The organism is Streptomyces soli, assembly GCF_003999195.1.
Classification (GTDB): domain Bacteria; phylum Actinomycetota; class Actinomycetes; order Streptomycetales; family Streptomycetaceae; genus Actinacidiphila; species Actinacidiphila soli.
The window spans coordinates 33091-52441 of sequence record NZ_RJVR01000056.1; the positions used below are offsets into that span (position 1 = coordinate 33091).

The window sequence follows — 19351 nt, forward strand, 5'->3', positions numbered from 1 at the left end:
TTGCTCGAAGCACTGACGTACAGCGCGCAGTTATGGAAGCATTTCGCCATGTCATGGCAGATGGCTTTGGAATATCTTCGCACACTCGTCTGGCCAGCCGTTGTACTGGCTCTCGGTTTCACCTTCAGGAAGCAACTGGCATCGTTGTTCGGCCGCGTCGAGTCCGTTGAGACTCCTCTGGGAACAGTAGCCTTTGAAAAGCAGGCTGATGCAGTCGCTCAGGAAGCTGCCGAAATCGGGAGCGAGATGGCAAGCGAACTGGCAGCAGCAGAGACGGTACATCCGGAAGTAGAGGATGCGGAAACCCCGGAAATCCCGAGCAGAGAACTGCAGCAGATCGCGCGACCGCAATATTCGGGTAGTGATTTTTCCGACCTGTTTGAGCTTGCAGAGACGGAAACAACTGCTGCGGTTATGGCGGCGTGGCGGGAGGTAGAAAGGGCTTTGAAGGCCGCCGCTGCAAAGCACGGGGTTGCGCGGGTTTCTCCGGAGTCCTTGTACAATATCGGCTTGCTCTCTGGTGAACTCGCCCGATCGGTCGAGGATCTGCGCAGCCTGCGGAACCGAGTCGTCCAGGAAGGCGATATTCTTCTAACGAAGAGTGGCGCACGGTCGTATATCACTGCTGCGCAGAGCATCGTGGAAGCCTTGGAACTGGCGCAAGATTCAAGGTTCCAGGCGCTTCAATACGAGCGTTCCGTATTTCGTGCCATGGGCCGCGCGGGCTTGCGTGCCGAACCGGGATACCGGGACGATGAATTCGACGCTTACGGGGAAACGCCAACCGGAACCAAAGTTGCAGTGGAGGTGCGATTTCGCCGCCGAGGGGCGCTGCAAATGCGCGATATCGAGAAGTTGGTTTCCAAGCTCTCTTCCCTTTCTGAGAATGTCCTCGTTGTGACCAATGCGCCACTCCCCGAAAAGGTGCGTGAATTCAACCGAACCTACGATGCTCAACCTCGCTTCGAGGTAGTGCAGTGGCAGGGCGATGAGGACACCGCCTTGTTGGCTCGGGCCATTGGGCGCCTGTCCGGTTGATCGTGCGCCGTGCGGAGAGAGGGCTGTAACACTCTGGGGTGTTGCAGCCCGTCGGCGAAGCCGACCTCTCAATGGACGTAGGAGCGGGAGGCGACTTCCGATCCGCTCTGCCTCACGAGGGGCGAACAGCAGGGCCTGGAACTTCCCTACTTGATCAAGGCCCGTTGCGTTCGTGTCACATGGCCATCCCAGGCGGCTCAAGGACGCGTTGCTCGGTGCTCTCCTGCCGTTGACCCGGCAAGGCCGGCGCGCCAGGATGCGCTCTCCCGCCTCGCTCATACGGCTAAGCTGCTGATGGCAACGACTGCGTGCAGCAGTGGCACCTGACGGCTCGTTCGACTCAGGGGCGAGGCCGATGCACCGGAAGTAGCAGATAACCTGGCCGCGAGGTTCCCTAGTTCCGGAGGAATCGCCGTCCTGCCCTTACTTCCGGTTTCCTGTCGTCGGAGTCCTTGGGCCAGTCATCACGAACCCTCTGAACGATATCACGGCATTTCGTGATGTTCTTGAATAGGCTCGTCACGTAACTGCTCGGATGCACATCATCGACATGTTGCACGAGAGAGGAGAGAGCTGTTTCCGTGAGCGCGGGAACTCGCCTTAACTCTGAAGACCAGTCGTACTCGGCGTCATCGACCCGCTGTAAGTCGAGTTCTCGGAAAACCAAGTGAAGTACAAGGCGGTTACCCTGCAGACATACCGACCGCGGACGCCCATCCAGCTTCTTCTTTAGGTCAGACAACGTGAGGTCCACGGAACGCATGACCTCAACGCATCTCCACACTCGATATGGCCCCACAGTTGGATTGAACAGCGTACGGTACGGAGGCTTCTCCGTTGACTCCCAAAGACTTCCGACTTTGCTCTTTGCCAGGACTGCCAAACTTGGCTCTCGATTCGCGCATGCCAGTGCGACCGTGGCATCCACGACTGTGCAGCCGTTCGCTGGGCTCGGTATAGGCTCTCCGCGTTTGATCGCATAGGTCTTCTTCAGTGAAAGCACCAATTCGGTACGCAACCGATCCTGTTGCGGATCCAAAGCCACAAAATCTCGCGTCTCTACACTGTTTTGCGTATTTGTTGCTCTCGTGACTGCCGTTGCAAAGCCCTCGGGGCAGGCTTCAAGATTAATGAATCGAACCCACACCATTGCACCGTCAAGAGAACTACCACTTTTCTGCCATGCCTTATGGATACTCGCCACAGTCTGAGCACCATTGACGATACTTACCCCGGCCAGAGAAAAATCACCGAAAGTGCGAGTTGCCGCACCACGTGGCGTCTTCTTGATGCTCTCACAGAGAGCTGTGACGCCATTATTGAAGTACCAAAAATGATGAGGTGAATCCAGGATGGTGTGCGCTAGCGCGTCGTTCACGCTAGTGTTACCAAGGGCCTTTCGAATATTCTGCGAGAATAGCCGATCACCAAAACGTTCGTACCACTCGGCGACATTCGAAGCCGCCACAACACCGTAATAAGCTTCATACGGCTCACTTACAGTTCCCCAATTCTCCAGCTGTGCGTGAAAATCGATGCGCGAGCCACCTAGCCCCTCGGCTACAAAGGAATGAAACTCAGCAAGGCCCAGCAACTCCACCGAGACCAATTGTTGAGTCTCGTTCATCTCGTCGACCACGTCCTGAAAAACCGCAGCAGATGGTTTCGCCAACTCCGCTCGACCAGTCGTGGCCACGACAAGGACGAATGTCACATCGACATCGTCGAGCGCCGCCGTGATCTGCTCCTCGCGGGCTCTCAGTCGAGGGGTAAAGCGATCAAACTTCGTGTCGAGGAGGTCCTTGAACCCTGCAATGAAGTTCCGTGAATCGCCTAGTCCAAGACTGCCGTCTCCGGAGCCATCCCACTTGGACTGCACAAGAATTACCCTGTGCTGTATAGGATCGATCGCAATGGCGTCAATTCCGTTGTCATGGCTGCCATCCACAACGGTGGCGGCTGCTTGCGCCGCTGAGAGTTCTGTAAACCTCTGAACGGTGAGGGCCGCTAGGGACCTGCTCAGGAACGCCTTCTCCCGGATGGAGGAGCTAGCCTTCTCGTAATCACTCATATCGATGTGATCCGCGAAACCTGTGTGCAGCGCATCCTTGATGTGCCTGACCCACAGCTTATTCATGCGCCCCCCGCACCCAAGATCACCAGGCTCGTCCCTGCAAGGAGCACCGTACCGATCGCACACGGTGATATGGAAGAGGCAGGCTGCGATCCTGTCGACGGCGGCCATACCTGACCTCAGCCACCACAAGGCAGAAGCCAGCATCTCGTTGCCGCGCTGGTTCGTGTGGCCAGTGTCAGCGGGATTGGTCCGGAGGCAATGCCACTGACGTTAAGTTGATCTTGCTGGGGCTGTGTGGGCAGGCGGGTTGGCGAGGCGGACGGTTGGTGGCTGTGGATGTCGTCGGCCGCGGTCCTCGGGCCGCTTGAGGCGGTAGCTGTTGTGGCGGGTGCGTTTGACGACTCGCGGGTAACTGCGCTGGCGGCGTGGGGGGTTGAGGTTTTTGCTGCGGGTGATGTTGCGGTGGATGGACGTGGTGAGGGCGGACAGGCCGTCAGGGGGAAAAGGCTGCGGCGTCGGTGACGCTGCGGCGCACGATGCGCACGGTACGGGTGAATTTGATCCGGTCCGGATCGATGCCGGCCTCGGTCGCCGCGCGACAGCGCAGGTCGCTGAGGGCGTAGTGGGCCAGCAGGTAGCCGTAGATCTCCTGCCGCACCATCTGCGGACTCTTCGAGCGCAGGATGCGCGCCGGACCGCGCAGCACCTGCTTGATCTCCTTGTTCGCCAGCTCGTGCTCCCACCGCTGGTGATACGCCTGTGCCAGCAGCGGCGCCGCGGCGCGGCCGGGGTCGGTGATGGTGGTCAGCAGGCAGACCAGCTCCCGCCCCTGCTCCTCGCCGCGGTCGGGCACGTCGTACTCGACCACCCGCACATACCGGGCCTGCTCGGGCGGCAGCGCCTCGCCGCCTCGGGCAGCGCGCAGCAGGTGCTCGCGGGCGACGCCGCGTACCGAAGCGTCGAAGACCACCGACAGGTAGGAGCCGTCGTCGAAGGTGTCAAGGACGGGCAGCCGCACCGTGTCGGTGATGCGCCACAGCAGTTCGGCGCCGGTGTCGGCGGCCTGGCACCAGTCGGTGAAGGAGTAGAAGTTGCGGTCGGCCAGCAGCAGCTGGTCCTCCTCCAGGCGGGGGTAGAGAGTGCGGGCCAGGGCCTGCTCGCCCGAGCCGGCGCCGGTCACCGGCCCGATCGCCGCTCCCGGCCTTGGCGTGTGAGCCGACTTCCGAGAGCGTGACCACCCGCACCTTGGGGAACGCCGAGGGGTGTTGGCTGCCGCCGGCGTAGCCGAAGCCGTCGACGGCCATCAGCCGCCAGCCGCCCAGGAGTGCGCCGGGAGTGAGCAGCTCGGCGACCGGCTGCGCGACGGCGTCGAACACATCGGCCAGCACCGCATCGCCCAGGCGCTGGCGGGCCCGGGTGATCGCGCCGCTGCCGGGACCTCCCAGTCGGCATCCCAGCAGCCCAGCCGGTCCAGCCCGTCGGAGAGTTCGGTGATGATCTCCTCGTAGTCGGCGTCCGTGTACAGGGCCATGCCGTAGTTGTCGGCGCGAGCGATCAGCTCGGCTGCAGCCACGAACATCACGGCCAGGGCTGCCGCCCGCAGGGGGTTGGCTTCCGGGCGACAGACGGGGCGCGGAGCCATTGGAAGCGGTCGCCGGACAGGGGCATGGGGCCAGGGGCGACGACGAGCGGGCCCTCGCTCAGGTACTTGTACGGCGGGGACCATCCGTCTCCCTGGCTAGGAAGGCCTCGAAGCATTCGCCCCAGCGGGAGTTGAGGAAGAAGCCCACCTGCTTTGATCCCTGGTCGAGCGTGACCGGGCCGAGGGGCATGTCACGGCGTACGAGTTGGTCGAAGGTCTCCATGCCGATGCGCTGGTTGATCACGACAACTTCAAAGAGACGCCCTGTCGGCAGCGGAGGGCCGTCGCGGGTTGTCGGCCCACTTCGCGCGGCACATCACCGGGTCGTCTGCGGCAGTGACAGCCTCTCGACGCCCCTCCTGGTCATCCTCTGCACGTCATCTCACCTCAGTCGGCCTCTCGGCGACCGGTCCGGTCGCCGTGTGACCACTCGGTCCAGGGGCTCTGACCAGGACAGATGACGGGAGATGATGGCGGATGACGCATGGCGTACCGATGCGTCATCCCCCTGTCATCCGCCAGCGAGACGCCTGGATCTTCTGTTACCCCGTGTGCACACGAGACACCAGCGCGTACATTCGAGTGCATGGCCCAGTCATCACACCAGCACCTTGCGGGGATGGGAGGCTACATCCGCGATGCAGTCGATCGGCGTTCGCCTGCGCCAGGCGCGTAGCAGTCGGGGCGCCTGGTGAGCGAGTTACGCCGCATTGCGATGCACCGCGGCCACCAGCTCCCGGCCGATGCCAGCGTCAAGCGCCGTTCGGGGTCTGCTTCAGCAGCTCGCGGATGGCGGGCTCGAACGCGTCGACGACCGAGCCCTTCAGCGGACGCTGGTAGACCGGCGGCCGGTCGCCGGCCAGGGCCCATTTCACCGTGTTCTTCGAGATGCCCAGGTGCCGTGCGATCGCCCGGATCGGCATCTGCTCGGCCCGGTGCAACCGGCGGATCTCGGCCCAGTCCTCCACGTGAATCACCCTCTCCTCCTGACCCTCGATGAAGATCAGGATGATCAGAAGATCGCGAAGTGGGTCACCGTTCGGGTTCTGGGACACATTCCGTGCAGCCACTGCTGTCGTCTCATCGCCGGTCAGAGCCCGTTCCGCCTGACCTGCGGCAACGCCACCAACGACCACGCTCTGCGCCGCGAGGATGCCTCATTGCACGGAATGTGTGCCAGAACCAGTATTCACCCGTCGCCGAGATTGGCCGTCAGCTTGCCGACTTTCATCGGGGCCGACCGCACTGGCGGCTTCGGCCAGGGCTCCACGGACAGGTGCAATGCGCGTCCTACCTGCGGGGCTCGCAGGAACTTCTGTTCCGATCAGACAGGCCCTCTGCAAAGCCAGGGGCGGCAGAAGCGAGTCAACGGTTGCGGCGACGCGATGCCTTCGCCTGCTTCTGCTTCTTCCTTCGGGTCTGCTCAGCATGGCGCGCAGCGTTCAACCGCGCTACGTCCTCGGGGGTACGGATGGCGCGCTTGAAGGCAACCTCGACTGCGGCTTCATCATCGAGCAGCCATGGCGGACAGGGGGCAAGGTCGTCCGCGTCCTCGTTCTGCAGCAACTTCTCAAGCTCGCCGAGTAGATCTTCACCACTCTCGTATTCGATGAGTTCCAGCGGGTGCCCGTAGACGACTCCAGGCCCGGCAGGCGTCGAGGTGAACTCATAGCCGTCATAGGCGACGACACCTGCTTTGCCCCCTCGGACATCACCCTTCGGCATCTCCATCCCATAGGTGTTCCCGGCCCGGCCCCGACGTGCCCCTGGCCCAGCGAGGAACGGACAGATCATCGCGCTGTAGATCATGCACGCCCGATGACCAGGGCCCTCTTGGTTTGGGGCCTGGTTATGGAACTTGTGCCCGAGGTCAGCAGCCAGAACTTGGCTCAGCATCTCGGTTTCCTCGGTGTCCACGACCCGCCAAATGGGACCGGGCGGAATCTCCAGTCCGCAGACGGTGCACCTGCGCTCCTTGACGCAGAGGAAGACCCGCATGGAGCTCAGCTCGGCGAACTGCGGAACGCCATCCCTCCACGGGGTAATCGCGGGAATCGGATACCCCCGAGGGTCACGGGGGCGAGCGGCAATGGCTGTTGACATCGGCACGTCGGAAGGGCGCATGACCACATGTTACTTACACAAGATCTTCACGGCGGGCACTGCCCCCATTGTCTCACTTTCGAGCTGCCGTCTGTAACGGAGATCGTCATGGGCCTCGTTCCGGCGCGCTTGATCCCCTACACCACGTCGTGGGACACGACCCGCAGAAGTCCGCGGCTCGTCACTCGTACTCGCGCAGCAGATCCTCAATGCGGCGGTTCGCAACCTCCTGCCGACCGTCGCTGCACTTCGCATACTGACTCAGCAGCAACTCCATGCTGTTACCCGCCGTTCGGCAGCCTCCGTGGCGTCCATGCCAGCGTTCAGCCACGTCGACAGCGCCGAGTGCCGCAGGTGTGCGGCCACCGCTGGCGGCAGCGCCAGCAGGCGAGCCTCCTGCCAGGCCCGGTAGTACGAGGATGAGGAGACCACTCCCCCGCTCCCCCGCCCTCGCTGAAGAACAGCCGCCCGTCGCCAGTTGTGCCGAAGGTGTCAGGTGTTCCCTTAAGATGGCCACCAGCTGCGGGGGAATCGGCACCGCCGTACGTCCTCGGCCGGCCGGTTCTTCAGCCCGCGGTCGTCGTGGCTCTCCCTGGAATCCATCCACTGCCTCCCGACGCTCGGCCGCGTCCGGTGCAGCATGACGGAACCCCAACCGTTGGCGGGCAGGTTGAGATCAGTCTCGGCGAGGCCGACCGCTTCGGCCGGGCGCAAGCCCCCGAAGTACATCGCGGCGAAAAGGCCCACGAGGCGCCGTCCGCCGCCGCGCGCCAGCAAGGTAGGCCAGGGGCATGAGGTGAGAACCGCGGTGGCTGGGGCGGCCGGCGCTCCGATGCCTTAGGCAGCCACCATGGGGCGAGCCTCGAAGATCGGGGCCCACATCGGGCCTTAGCGGGCAGGTCCACAGACCGCCCGAGTCGCCGCAAGCTTACGGGCCCCGATCTCTCGCCCCATGGCAGCTCCTGCCCAAAGCCGCTCCACCGACTTAGGCGAGAAGTCTTTCCGTAACATTAACGACCCCGTATTCACAGCCAGACAACCAATCATGAATCACAGCAGGGTCCTCACTCAAGGTAAGAATTACTTGCGCCTGACCACCTTCTCCAATGAGTTGCGTACAAGCTCTCAGGAAAGATTTCATCGCCGCGGGCTCGACATCGTACATTCGCGGGCCATCAAGTAGTAGCAGCCCGGGATGACAACCACTAACGCTGGCGCTAGTCTGCACGAGACTCAGGAGATACGCCCATCGCAATTTCAGGCCATCGCTAGCCGAACCTTGGAAGCCAAGATCGCTCTCACCGTGAGCTGGACGCATAGCTTGAGGATCGATTGAAATCTCGCGGGGAGCGAAGACCAAGAAACTGAATGTTGACAGAAAATCCCGTAGCTCTCGCTGCCAGCGGCCAAGCTTACGATTGTCTTCTTCCGTGAATACCTCATCTCCAAGCGAGTCGAGTTCACCCTTTATCTCATTAGCCCTTCTCTGCGCGTCAAGAAGATCATTGATGATGACTTGCGCATTATCGCGTAGCCGAATCAGCTCTTGGTTTCTGGCTTCAGCCGCAAGCTTTGCCTGCAATCGCGCGACAGAAATGCTGGGGGCTTCCGCTTCAAGATCCGCCTGGATTGCCCTGATTTGAGCGCGCAGTGCGCTTGCTTCCTGTTCAAGTGCTCCACGTGCCGCATCGTTGGCTCGGGCGCTTACTGATGCATCGTTGATTACATTCGAGACTGTTTCCAACTGCTGGCCAACCAGTGCAGCACTCTCAACCGTTGAAAGAACTGGCGCACCCGATAGACTTTCCGTCCCGTCGAGTGATTGCTGACACGTAGGACAGTCGTGATGCGCGATTGCGTGAGCGGAGAACTGCGCCCCCATACTCTCCAAGGCAACAATATCCTTGTATCGCCTTTGTTCCTGTTCAAGCAAGCGGCGCCTCTTTTCGAGGACTCCCCTTTGCATGTCCATCATGTTGGCAGAGTCATCCAGCGCTTGCAGCTCGATGGTGATGCGTCGCAATCTTTCGCGCGCCTGAGCAAGGCCAGCTTCCAAGGCAGCTGATTCGTCGTTACTAATGCGCGACCGCACGAACGTGCTGGCTTCACGAATTTCGTCTTGCAGGCGGCCGAGCGCGTCCTGAAGTGTCTCCCATTGATCCTGGCGATAAATCGTGACTACCGTGCCGGCCTCCGCCTCACCTGACACTGCATCAAACAGGGGACTTCTAAAAAACGCCGCTGACCCGAACTCACTTGCACCCAGCACGCGAGCGTTAGAGACATGAGCCGCAGCGTCCAAGGCACCGCGAAGGGATGAGTATTCGGCCCGGAGCACCGTCAACGCTTGCTGAAGTTCAGACCGGCGGCGAGCACGCTCCATGACGTCAAGCTTCAAGTAGAACTCGATCGAGCGTCTGAGCGGCTCTCTGATCTGATACTGCGTCGGCATCCTTGGTACGATGCCCGACCACCCCTGCTTCTGTTCAACAAAGAACAGTGACGCAAGTACCTGCAGGTACAGGGGAGCTTCCTTCCCGCTGTAAGTGGGAACTACCGGAAGTTCCCACCCGAGGAAGCGAGCTAGATAATTATGGAAACCGCCCTCATTTTGCGCTGTCCCACCCCTGCCGACGTAGTAATAACGCGGTTCGCGGACATCGCTATCGGGCGCCGACAGAAGAGGTCCTTCCCACACCGTGATCAGGTCTGAATTAATACCTTCGGGGGGAACTGCGTAACGGCGGACGGTGACGAAAGTTGAACCATTTGAAATTTCTAGGTCGACCCAGGACTGCTGCACGGGCCGCTCCGCCCCATTCACCCTCACGCTGTGTGTGAGGGCTGTGGTAAGAACTCCCTGCTTACCTGGCTTCAGTGTTCCCTCAAGACCTAGAGCATACATGATTGAATTCAATAGCAAAGTTTTACCGGAACTGTTCTTTGCGCGAATCACAGTCAGCCCGTTATTGAATCGCGTAGCAAAGCTGACAGCACCCTCGGGTGTGATCGACCTAATAGAAACGGCCGTAATACGCAGCAAGACAGGCTCCTCAGCGAATCAGTGCAAGAGCACGCTTCAATTTGGCCGTCGAAATCGGCATGAGGCGAAGCAAGAAAGATTTTTCCTCGGAAAATATCTCCTCATCTCGGTCCACTGCCTGCGCAAAGTCTTTCCCTCTTTGGAGAAGCGCTACGCGCCCCTTTGGGGAAATGGAGATGAGGCCCTCGGCGTGCGCCAGCCGAATCGTTAGGTCCAGCGAAGGCTCAAGATTGAACGAGCCCACTCCGGCGACGAACGATCCTTCCCACCAGGCCAAAAAGCGGGCCCTAGTGGTAGAAGTTCTGAGAGCGTAAGTTACTACGTTCAAATCGTCGACATCAGCTGCTGCGCCACGGAACTTACTCAGAACAAGGACCAAGGCACCCAAGCGCCAAGATGTATCACTGGTAGGCGGGACAGGCCTCGGCCTATTTCGAAATACCACAGGCTGCCTGCGAACCTCTTCATTTATCGACATGGGCCCTGTTGACATTTCAGCCTGCCTCTTCGAAATCTAGAGGGCATTGTTGCAGCCAGTCCGTTACAGCCATTAGAGCAATACTCTCGGCGTTACTCCTTGCGATTCCCGGTACTACCTGTTCCACCCTGAGGCGCACTTCCTCGATCACCCCACCCAGGACTTTATGAGGTAGATCACCCGGTCCGGATGCCAGAAGCAAGCCTCTTTCCACGCTTGCAACGCAATCAACGATCTGCTGATGGACCTCTGGGATTGACTCCAAATACCGGTCCAGAAGGCCCTCTCCGGCGAGTTGACTCCCCAACAAATGCGCCCGATAGGTGGTCCGCTTCGCAGGGTTAGCAAGTTGCGGGATGCGGGAAAGTTTCTCATCCATTACGCTAATCAGCGGGCTCTGAACTTGCCCAAAGTCGATACCGTCTGCCGTGCTCGTCGGAACCGTTGCAGGAATCCCGACCGGAGCAGGGAGCACCGGACCCCGACTTAGAATTTCAGCCGACTCTTTATAGTCCGCAAGTTCGTGAACATCAACCATGAAGTCATCGGTGACATAAGAAAGTTGGGCCTGCCGTACGAGCGTCGCCTTTTCGCTGCAATGCTGCACGGTCTTATGGGATTGATGTCTAGGCGTGAAAAGAATCCACGATCTAATCTTTACGCTATCAAAGAGGCGAATAAGTTCCGTTTCGTACTTGATGAACTTATTTATGTCTTTGGTTATTTTGTCGCGATGATTGTCATACAGCGCCCGAGGGCTAAGGTCTGGATTTTCTGGACAATAGCATTGATAAACGATGCCGCTTCGAGTAAAGCACTCGATTCCAAGGTCGCCTCGATCTTGATCGGGAACCTTGATCACGTTGTCGGCGCCATGCTGCTGCCGGAGCAAGCGGATGGCCCACTCCTGCCACGTGTCTGGGTCCCAAACCCAGCCAGATGCCCCTGTCACGCAACAGATCATAGGGATCGGTCAAGTCACGTGTCTCGGACTTGGCACGACGTAATGGCCCCGCCACTGGTCATCATGCTGGCGCCCTCTCAAGGCCCTTGACTACCCAGGACGTGGCACGAGTAGAGGCGCGCTGTCGGAGAGGTCACCCACGCAGGCGCCGTCTCTAGGAGCTGAGCATCGGACGGCCACGACATCCCAGAAGCCGCAAGACGAAGGTGATCCGTGTCTGCCAGGCTGAGTCGGACGGGTTGTGCCCGCTTCCTCAACACCGGTTCAGTCGTGGCTGACATCACCAGATGACATCAACGCCGACAGACAAGTGCGGGACGAGACAGCCGGAGACCGACCATAGGCTGCCAGCGCAAGCGCCTTCCGGCAGGCCGTACAGAGCCCGGCCCGAACTTACAAGGCAGCTGTCACGCGCGCTGTGTAGGCATACCCCGGGGACCGGTTGGCACAGGTGCAACGGGACGGACCGCGGTGAAGTCCTGGCTTTCGTAGCGGGTGGCGGAGAGCAGCAGCAGCCACTCGTCGCAGCCCTGCCACGGGTAGAGGTCGCCGGCACCTCCGCGCACCACCCGCGGACCGTCACCGGTGCGTGGGCGGGCGTCCACCGGCGCGTCCGTGAAATGCGGTATCCACACGTCAGCGCAGATTTCGTTCGCCGACCCCATCGCCGCCAGCCCGAAGACGTTCTCGGCCGCGGCGGTCCGCTCCTCGTCGGCGAAGTCGTCGAGCAGGCGGAGCGCTCAGTTGGAGAAGAGTCGCAGGTCAAAATGGGCGATGGTGCACAACTCGCAAAGCGCCTTCTAAGCGCCCCGTCACTCTGATCAAGCTACGTGCTGGGCCGTCCAACAGTCACATCAATGGCACGGGCATCCCAACCCGGCTTGTCCACCGCTACGCGAACGTTCCAGGCTGCTCGGTCCCCCAGCTGGTACACGCAGCGCGTGAGGCCTTCCACGTCGCCGACAGCCAGGCGTCGTTGTCCAATAGGAGTTGGCCATCGAACACGGTAGTGAACGCAGGGTTGGCGCTGACAGAGTCGCCGAGGTCCTCGAAGAGGCGCACGCGGCCCCGGCTGTCTGTGCGCTCGGCCACAATCCGGGCGACCACTTCCGGCGGCAAGCTGGACGGCCGCCCCAGACGCACGCCAGCCGCGCGCTTCGCCGCCAATCCCTCGCGGGTCCGCGATCGGATCAGGTCACGCTCAACCTCGGTGAAGCCGGCCAGCTGGGTGAACATCAGGCGACCGTGCGGGGTCGAGTTGTCGACTGAGCCGTCAGCGGCGGCCATCTGCCATCCTTCCTCCTCGGCCCGGTCTCGCAGCGCCAGCAGGTCAGAGGCACGACGCCAGACCCGGTCGGAGCGGCGGAACAGCAGCATGCTCGCCGGACCTGTACGCAGCGCCTCCAGCGCAGCGCCGAGTGCCGGGCGCTTCATTGGCGCCGTCCCGCCCGACACGCCCTCGTCCACATACCACTCACCGATTGTCAGTCCCCGCGCGGCAGCGAACGTGTCGATCTCCGTGCGCTGCGCGTCCAGGCCAGCGCCGGACTTCACCTCTTCCTCGGTGCTGACACGAAGGTAGCCGACGGCCAGGTTCGGAGTACGGGCGTTGCGAGCGCGGCGAGCGGTCCCGGTCTTCGTCGTCATGAGCCGATCTCATACCAAACGACAGATTGGTATAAGAAATCGGTGGTCACTCCCTGCCACCACCTGGGGCTACATCGGATGTACGGGACACCGATGATATAAACCCAGAATTTGTGCTTTACGGAGGAAGAGGCACAAGGGGCCATATTCCGGCCAAGCTGGCGGCGCCGTCACGCCCCGGTCTGGGCGTTCGTGTCTCCGGACGCGTTGATCGGTCTCTGCGCGTCGTTAGGATGGCCTCACAAGGGTTCCAGCGGGAGGGTGACTGTGGAGACGTTCGAGCTGCCCCCAGAGGCCGCACACGTTCGTTTCGCGAGACACGCCCACAAGCTCCAGGCCAACCACGCTGCGGGACCTGGTGCTCAGACGCTCACATTGACCCCCTCACAGCTCGCCCTTCTGGCCGAACTTCTCGACGGTGTCGAAGGGAACGAAGCGGAGAGCCTGCGGTTCCTCGTCGGGCTTGCTCAACAGAGAACCGCAGGTCAGACGCAAGAGGCTGTGTTTGCTTCGGCACCGTCACCGTGCCGTAGGTGAAATAGACGTAGGCGTAGCCGGGTGGGCCGAACATCACGGCGTTGCGGTCGGAGCGGCCGCGGTAGGCGTGGGAGCCGGGGTCGTCGGGGCCGGCGTAGGCCTCGACCTCGGTGAGGCGCAGGACGATCGAGCCGTTACCCGTGCTCCGTACGAGGGTGCGCCCCAGGAGGTCGGGGGCGACCTCGAGGACCGGGCGGTTGAAGAAGGCCCGGGCGAGCGGGGTGCTTTCGGGAGCGGGGATCATGCGGTACGAGAGTAGTGGAACCGTTCGGGACGGGGTCGCGTTCGTTAAAGGGCGGGACAACCGTTCGTAAAGGGAGAGGGACAAACGTGGGCTTCAAGAAGCTGCTTGCGAGCTTGGGCGCCGGGGGCGCGTCCGTGGAGACCGTGCTCAACGAGCCGAATGTGGTGCCGGGCGGTGTCGTTCAGGGCGAGGTGCGGATCCAGGGCGGCTCGGTCGCACAGCAGATCGAGGGCCTGTCGGTCGGCTTGCAGGCGCGGGTCGAGGTGGAGCACGGGGACGAGGAGTACAAGCAGAACATCGAGTTCCACCGGCAGCAGCTGGGTGGGGCGTTCGAGGTGCAGCCGGGGGCGGTCCACACGGTGCCGTTCGGTCTGGAGATCCCTTGGGAGACGCCGATCACCCACTTCATCGGGCGGCACCTGACGGGGATGAACGTCGGGGTGACGACGGAGTTGGCGATCGCCCGCGCGGTGGACTCGGGCGACCTGGACCCGGTCAACGTGCATCCGATCCCGGCGCAGCAGGCGATTCTGGACGCCTTCGGGCAGCTGGGCTTCTCCTTCCGGAACGCGGACCTGGAGCGTGGGCACATCAGGCGGACGCGGCAGCGGCTGCCCTTCTACCAGGAGATCGAGTTCCACGCCCCGCAGCAGTACCGGGGGCTGAACCAGGTGGAGCTGACGTTCATCGCCGACGGCCACGAGATGGATGTCATCCTGGAGATGGACAAGAAGCCGGGGCTGTTCACCGAGGGGAGCGACACCTTCCGCTCCTTCACGGTGAATCTGAACAGCTTCCAGGCGACCGACTGGGCGGCGTATCTCAACCAGTGGCTGGCCGAGGTCGGCGGGAAGCGCAACTGGTTCTAAGGTCGGTCTGGTCAGGACTTCGCGCGATGCGATCAGGAGGTGCCGAGTGTCCGAGCTGAAGCGGCGGCCGCTCCCCCACGACTTCCACCCGCCGGTGCCGTCGTTCACTGTGGTGAGCGACGACATCGAGCCGGGTGGGACACTGAAGGCCGATCAGGTGTACTCGGAGGGGAACACCTCACCGCATCTGCGGTGGGAGGGGTTCCCGGCGGAGACGAAGAGCTTCGCCGTGACGTGCTACGACCCGGACGCGCCCACGGGCAGCGGGTTCTGGCACTGGGTGCTCTTCGACATCCCGGCGGACGTGACCGAGCTGCCCGCGGGTGCGGGATCGGGTGCCTCTGAGAACGAACACAGCAAGGGGCTGCCGGAGGGTTCCGTGCAGGTGCGGAACGACTACGGGAGCAAGGACTTCGGGGGCGCCGCGCCGCCGCCGGGTGACGGATCGCACCGGTATGTCTTCACGGTCTACGCGGTGGACCAGGAGAAGCTCGGGCCCGATGCGGACGTGTCGCCGGCGGTTGTCGGCTTCAATCTGCGCTTCCATGCGATCGGACGGGCCCAGCTGATCGGGGAGTTCGAGGACACCAGCGGTCAGTAGTCGGTTAATTGCGTTGCGCCCCGGCGTTCCGGATCGCACAGTGGTGCCGGTCGGCACCGCAGTCGCGGGGACGGCGGGGCGTTGCGCTGTGCGGTTCTCGCCACGTGGACGCCGAGCTGTCCGCCGGAGCCCTGTTATCGCCGGGGTGTCCGCGTCGACCGCCGCGCTCCGGGCGCCCGATGCGAGTCACGGGGGAGGGCGCCCGGAGTGGCAGGCGTTATCCTCCGATTTCTTCTCCGTTCACCCTGACGTGCGGAAATTGCGTTGTCCGCGCGGGTAACGCCCGGTCACAGTGGGAAACACTTCGCCATGGGGCGGAGACGGACCTGAGGGGTGGGCGGTATGCGCGAGACGCTGGTACTGAACGCGAGCTTCGAGCCGCTGTCGACGGTGTCGCTGCGGCGTGCGGTGGTGTTGGTCATGCGGGACAAGGCCGTGGTCGAGCAGGCGCATCCCGGGCTGCGGATCCGTGCGGCCGCGGTCGACATACCGGTGCCGCAGGTGATCCGGCTCTGCCGCTACGTACGGGTGCCGTTCCGACAACGGGCGTCGTGGTCGCGGCGCGGTGTACTGGTGCGTGACCAGCACCGGTGCGCGTACTGCGGTCGCAGGGCGACGACGGTGGACCATGTCGTACCGCGTTCGCGCGGTGGCGGGGACACCTGGCTGAACACGGTCGCGTCGTGCGCGGAGGACAACCACCGCAAGGCGGACCGTACGCCGGAGCAGGCGGGGATGCGGTTGCTGACGCAGCCGTTCGAGCCGACACCGGCGGACACACTGCTGCTGGCGCTGGGGATGAAGGACGGCGCGGCCGCACTGCCGGAGTGGCTGGCGCGGCCGGCGTAGCCGGTCAGCGGATGATCAGCTGGACGATCGCGACGATACCGACCACGACGATCACCCCGCGCAGGGCCGTCGGCGGAAGCCGGCGGCCTACGCGCGCGCCGATGACTCCGCCGATGGCGGCGCCGCCCGCGATGAGCAGGACTGCCGTCCAGTCGAAGTGGGCGACGAAGAGGAAGAAGACCGCGGCCACGCCGTTGACCAGCAGGGCGAGGACGTTCTTGACGGCGTTGATGCGTTGCAGGGTGTCGCTGAGGAGCAGGCCCATGAGGGAGAGGTAGAGGACTCCCTGAGCGGCGCCGAAGTAGCCGCCGTACGCGCTGCTGAGGAAGATGCCGGCGACGAGCAGGGGGCCGCCGTGTTCCTTACGGCCGCGGTGGCCGGCCATGGCGCGGGAGAGCCGGGGCTGGAGGACGACGAGGACGAGGGCGATCCCGATGAGGGCGGGGACGATCGCGTCGAAGGCCGCAGAGGGCAGCGCCAGCAGCAGGATCGCGCCGGTGAGGCCGCCGGCGAGGGCGGTGACGCCGAGCCGCAGGACGCGGGGGCGTTGGCCTTCCAGCTCGCGGCGGTAGCCGAAGGCGCCGGTGAGGGAGCCGGGGACGAGGCCGAGGGTGTTGGAGACGTTGGCGGTGACCGGGGGCAGGCCGACGGCGAGCAGGACGGGGAAGGTGATCAGGGTGCCGGAGCCGACGATGGTGTTGATTGTGCCCGCGCCGATTCCGGTCGCGAAGACGGCCAGCATCTCCCAGACGGACATGTGCTTCTCCATGATCGGTGCGACGCCTCCCCGCCTTTGAGGTCGAGGGACGCGCAGCGATCATGCCATGTCTTGGTGCTTTCTCAGTCCTTGTCGAGGCGCGGGGTCTCGCGGCGCGTGCCGCCGTCCCCGTTGCCGCCGCCGCCCGCGCCGGGGGCGCCGGGGATGTTGACGATGCCGCCGAGGCCCTTGAGGGCGTCGTTGAGCTCGCTGGGGATGATCCAGAGCTTGTTGGCGTCGCCTGAGGCGATCTTGGGGAGCATCTGCAGGTACTGGTAGGCGAGGAGCTTCTGGTCCGGGTCGCCGGCGTGGATGGACTCGAAGACCGTACGGATGGCCTGTGCCTCGCCCTCGGCGCGCAGGGCGGCGGCCTTGGACTCGCCTTCGGCGCGGAGGATGGCGGACTGCTTCTCACCCTCGGCGGTGAGGATCTGTGACTGGCGGATACCTTCGGCTGTGAGGATCGCGGCGCGCTTGTCGCGGTCGGCGCGCATCTGCTTCTCCATCGAGTCCTGGATGGAGGTGGGCGGCTCGATGGCCTTGAGCTCGACGCGGTTGACGCGGATGCCCCACTTGCCGGTGGCCTCGTCGAGGACGCCGCGCAGCGCCGCATTGATCTCCTCGCGGGAGGTCAGCGTCCGTTCCAGGTCCATGCCACCGATGATGTTGCGCAGGGTGGTGACGGTGAGCTGCTCGATCGCCTGGATGTAGCTGGCGACTTCGTACGTCGCGGCCCGGGCGTCGGTGACCTGGTAGTAGATGACGGTGTCGATGTTCACGACCAGGTTGTCCTGGGTGATCACCGGCTGGGGCGGGAAGGGCACGACCTGCTCGCGGAGGTCGATGCGGTTGCGGATGGTGTCGATGAAGGGGACCACGATGTTGAGGCCCGCACTCAACGTCCTGGTGTAGCGGCCGAATCGCTCGACGATGGCCGCGCTGGCCTGCGGAATGACCTGGACCGTCTTGATGAGCGCGATGAAGACGAGCACCACCAGGATGATCAGGACGATGACGATCGGTGCCACGTCTGCTCCCACGCCGTTTGCCTGCTGCTGCCTGTATTACGACATGATCAAGTCTGTCAGACCCGGGCCGGGCGGCGCTGGGGTTCGGCGAATTCCCGTGGGCCCCGTACGGCCAGGTCAGCTGTCAGATGACGACGGCTGTCGCGCCCTCGATCTCCGCGACGTCCACCTTGTCGCCGGGCTCGAAAATCCGGCCGGAGTCGAGAGCCCGGGCGGACCAGGTCTCGCCGTTGAGCTTGATGCGGCCGCCGCTCTCGTCGACCCTTTCGAGGACGACGGCCTGGCGGCCCCTGAGTGCGTCGACGCCGCTGCGCAGTTCGGGGCGCTGTTTCGCGTTCCGGTTGGCGATGGGGCGTACGACGGCGATGAGTGCGACGGAGACGATGACGAAGACCAGCACCTGCGCGGTGATTCCGCCGCCGAGGCCTGCGACGACAGCGGCGGCCACCGAACCGACCGCGAACATCCCGAACTCGGGCATCGCGGTCACCACGAGCGGAATTCCGAGCCCTACTGCCGCGACGAGCCACCACAACCATGAGTCCACGCCCCCATCGTAGGGGCGTTGGGGTGATCGTGACAGAGCGCGAAAGCCCGGGGGCCGGGCGGAAGTTGGGCTCTAGCTGAGGGGCAGGCCGGTGGCGGTCCAGCGGTCACCGCGGCGCTCGACGACGAGCGGGAGGCCGAAGCACCGGGAGAGGTTGACGGAGCTGAGCTCGGTCTCGAGGGGTCCGGCGGCGACGACCTTGCCCTGACGGATCATCAGGACGTGGGTGAAGCCGGGGGCGATTTCCTCGACATGGTGGGTGACCATGATCATGGAGGGGGCGATCGGGTCACGGGCGAGCCGGCCGAGGCGGCGGACCAGGTCCTCGCGGCCACCGAGGTCGAGGCCGGCGGCGGGCTCGTCGAGGAGCAGCAGTTCGGGGTCGGTCATCATGGCGCGGGCGATGAGGGTGCGCTTGCGTTCGCCCTCGGAGAGGGTGCCGAACTTCCGGTCGAGGAAGTCGGACATGCCGAGCCGGTCGAGGAAGGCGCGGGCGCGGTCCTCGTCGACCTTCTCGTAGCTCTCCCGCCAGTGGGCGGTCATGCCGTACGCGGCGGTGAGCACGGTCTCCAGGACGGTCTGGCGGCGGGGCAGCTTCTCGGACATGGCGATGCCGGCCATGCCGATGCGCGGCCGCAGCTCGAACACGTCGACGCTGCCGAGCTTCTCGCCGAGGATCTGGACGGTGCCGGAGGTCGGGAAGAGATAGCTGGAGGCGACATTGAGCAGGGTCGTCTTGCCCGCGCCGTTGGGACCCAGGATCACCCAGCGCTCACCCTCGGCGACCGACCAGGAGACCTGGTCCACCAGAGCCCGGCCGTCGCGGACCACTGATACGTCCACCAGCTCCAGAACATCGCTCATGAGCGCGTTGTCTCCCATTGCAGTCGCAGTCTTGGCGTCGAGGCCCCCGAGGGAAAACCTACG

16 protein-coding genes and 3 pseudogenes are annotated in these 19351 nt (G+C 63.4%); 4 read left to right on the forward strand and 15 right to left on the reverse strand.

Translation table 11 applies throughout. From position 1 onward, the window contains the following. Positions 1 to 1038, forward strand: coding sequence for a hypothetical protein (locus EFK10_RS03795; RefSeq protein ID WP_127354351.1), 1038 nt, complete (start codon positions 1 to 3; stop codon positions 1036 to 1038). A 394-nt stretch (positions 1039 to 1432) separates the two neighbouring features. Here the strand turns inward: EFK10_RS03795 and EFK10_RS03800 are convergent, their stop codons facing one another. From EFK10_RS03800 to EFK10_RS03850, 11 genes and pseudogenes are all read right to left on the reverse strand, one after another. After that, positions 1433 to 3175 (reverse strand): AIPR family protein, encoded by a 1743-nt coding sequence (locus EFK10_RS03800; protein WP_127354352.1) that lies wholly within the window; start codon positions 3173 to 3175, stop codon positions 1433 to 1435. A 433-nt stretch (positions 3176 to 3608) separates the two neighbouring features. Continuing rightward, entirely contained in the window at positions 3609 to 4295 is a 687-nt protein-coding gene (locus EFK10_RS03810; RefSeq protein ID WP_127354353.1) for a transposase, read from the reverse strand. Between the two features lie 123 nt (positions 4296 to 4418). Further along, positions 4419 to 4694 (reverse strand): hypothetical protein, encoded by a 276-nt coding sequence (locus tag EFK10_RS48425; protein ID WP_206305292.1) that lies wholly within the window; start codon positions 4692 to 4694, stop codon positions 4419 to 4421. Positions 4695 to 4815: 121 nt separating this feature from the next. After that, positions 4816 to 5001, reverse strand: a complete 186-nt coding sequence (locus EFK10_RS48430; protein ID WP_206305293.1) for a hypothetical protein — start codon at positions 4999 to 5001, stop codon at positions 4816 to 4818. 520 nt (positions 5002 to 5521) lie between these two features. Then, positions 5522 to 5734: pseudogene (locus EFK10_RS03820) on the reverse strand (helix-turn-helix domain-containing protein); the annotation flags it as partial. Positions 5735 to 6122: 388 nt separating this feature from the next. Continuing rightward, complete coding sequence (locus EFK10_RS03825) at positions 6123 to 6674, reverse strand: hypothetical protein (protein ID WP_127354354.1); 552 nt, start codon at positions 6672 to 6674, stop codon at positions 6123 to 6125. Positions 6675 to 7041: 367 nt separating this feature from the next. Further along, positions 7042 to 7628, reverse strand: a pseudogene (locus EFK10_RS52535) (tyrosine-type recombinase/integrase); the annotation flags it as partial. Between the two features lie 217 nt (positions 7629 to 7845). Continuing rightward, on the reverse strand, positions 7846 to 9663 hold the full coding sequence (locus EFK10_RS03830) for a coiled-coil domain-containing protein (protein ID WP_127354355.1): 1818 nt from the start codon (positions 9661 to 9663) through the stop codon (positions 7846 to 7848). 734 nt (positions 9664 to 10397) lie between these two features. Continuing rightward, on the reverse strand, positions 10398 to 11333 hold the full coding sequence (locus EFK10_RS03835; RefSeq protein ID WP_127354356.1) for a hypothetical protein: 936 nt from the start codon (positions 11331 to 11333) through the stop codon (positions 10398 to 10400). Between the two features lie 903 nt (positions 11334 to 12236). Continuing rightward, complete coding sequence (locus EFK10_RS03845) at positions 12237 to 12992, reverse strand: recombinase family protein (protein ID WP_127354357.1); 756 nt, start codon at positions 12990 to 12992, stop codon at positions 12237 to 12239. Between the two features lie 526 nt (positions 12993 to 13518). Continuing rightward, positions 13519 to 13773, reverse strand: a pseudogene (locus EFK10_RS03850) (DNA-3-methyladenine glycosylase); the annotation flags it as partial. Between the two features lie 86 nt (positions 13774 to 13859). On the opposite strand from EFK10_RS03850, the gene EFK10_RS03855 reads away from it, so the two are divergent. The 3 genes from EFK10_RS03855 (at position 13860) to EFK10_RS03865 (ending at position 16092) form a co-directional block, all read left to right on the forward strand. Further along, on the forward strand, positions 13860 to 14642 hold the full coding sequence (locus tag EFK10_RS03855) for a sporulation protein (RefSeq protein ID WP_127354358.1): 783 nt from the start codon (positions 13860 to 13862) through the stop codon (positions 14640 to 14642). Positions 14643 to 14688: 46 nt separating this feature from the next. Continuing rightward, complete coding sequence (locus EFK10_RS03860; RefSeq protein ID WP_127354359.1) at positions 14689 to 15243, forward strand: YbhB/YbcL family Raf kinase inhibitor-like protein; 555 nt, start codon at positions 14689 to 14691, stop codon at positions 15241 to 15243. Between the two features lie 342 nt (positions 15244 to 15585). Continuing rightward, positions 15586 to 16092: an HNH endonuclease gene (locus tag EFK10_RS03865; protein WP_127354360.1), complete on the forward strand. Its 507-nt coding sequence runs from the start codon at positions 15586 to 15588 to the stop codon at positions 16090 to 16092. A 4-nt stretch (positions 16093 to 16096) separates the two neighbouring features. Here EFK10_RS03865 and EFK10_RS03870 read toward each other — a convergent pair whose 3' ends face one another. From EFK10_RS03870 to EFK10_RS03885, 4 genes are all read right to left on the reverse strand, one after another. Continuing rightward, on the reverse strand, positions 16097 to 16849 hold the full coding sequence (locus tag EFK10_RS03870) for a sulfite exporter TauE/SafE family protein (RefSeq protein WP_127354361.1): 753 nt from the start codon (positions 16847 to 16849) through the stop codon (positions 16097 to 16099). A gap of 83 nt (positions 16850 to 16932) precedes the next feature. After that, positions 16933 to 17877, reverse strand: a complete 945-nt coding sequence (locus tag EFK10_RS03875; RefSeq protein WP_127354362.1) for an SPFH domain-containing protein — start codon at positions 17875 to 17877, stop codon at positions 16933 to 16935. A 124-nt stretch (positions 17878 to 18001) separates the two neighbouring features. Next, positions 18002 to 18424: an NfeD family protein gene (locus EFK10_RS03880; RefSeq protein ID WP_127354363.1), complete on the reverse strand. Its 423-nt coding sequence runs from the start codon at positions 18422 to 18424 to the stop codon at positions 18002 to 18004. A gap of 72 nt (positions 18425 to 18496) precedes the next feature. Then, entirely contained in the window at positions 18497 to 19306 is an 810-nt protein-coding gene (locus EFK10_RS03885; RefSeq protein ID WP_127354364.1) for an ABC transporter ATP-binding protein, read from the reverse strand. Positions 19307 to 19351 lie beyond the last annotated feature (45 nt).

Excerpts from the sequence above, each read along its gene's own strand:
- EFK10_RS03800 (WP_127354352.1), bottom strand. The coding sequence starts at position 3,175 with ATGAATAAGCTGTGGGTCAGGCACATCAAGGATGCGCTGCACACAGGT.
- EFK10_RS48425 (WP_206305292.1), bottom strand. The coding sequence starts at position 4,694 with ATGTTCGTGGCTGCAGCCGAGCTGATCGCTCGCGCCGACAACTACGGC.
- EFK10_RS03845 (WP_127354357.1), bottom strand. The coding sequence starts at position 12,992 with ATGACGACGAAGACCGGGACCGCTCGCCGCGCTCGCAACGCCCGTACT.
- EFK10_RS03865 (WP_127354360.1), top strand. The coding sequence starts at position 15,586 with ATGCGCGAGACGCTGGTACTGAACGCGAGCTTCGAGCCGCTGTCGACG.
- EFK10_RS03870 (WP_127354361.1), bottom strand. The coding sequence starts at position 16,849 with ATGTCCGTCTGGGAGATGCTGGCCGTCTTCGCGACCGGAATCGGCGCG.
- EFK10_RS03885 (WP_127354364.1), bottom strand. The coding sequence starts at position 19,306 with ATGGGAGACAACGCGCTCATGAGCGATGTTCTGGAGCTGGTGGACGTA.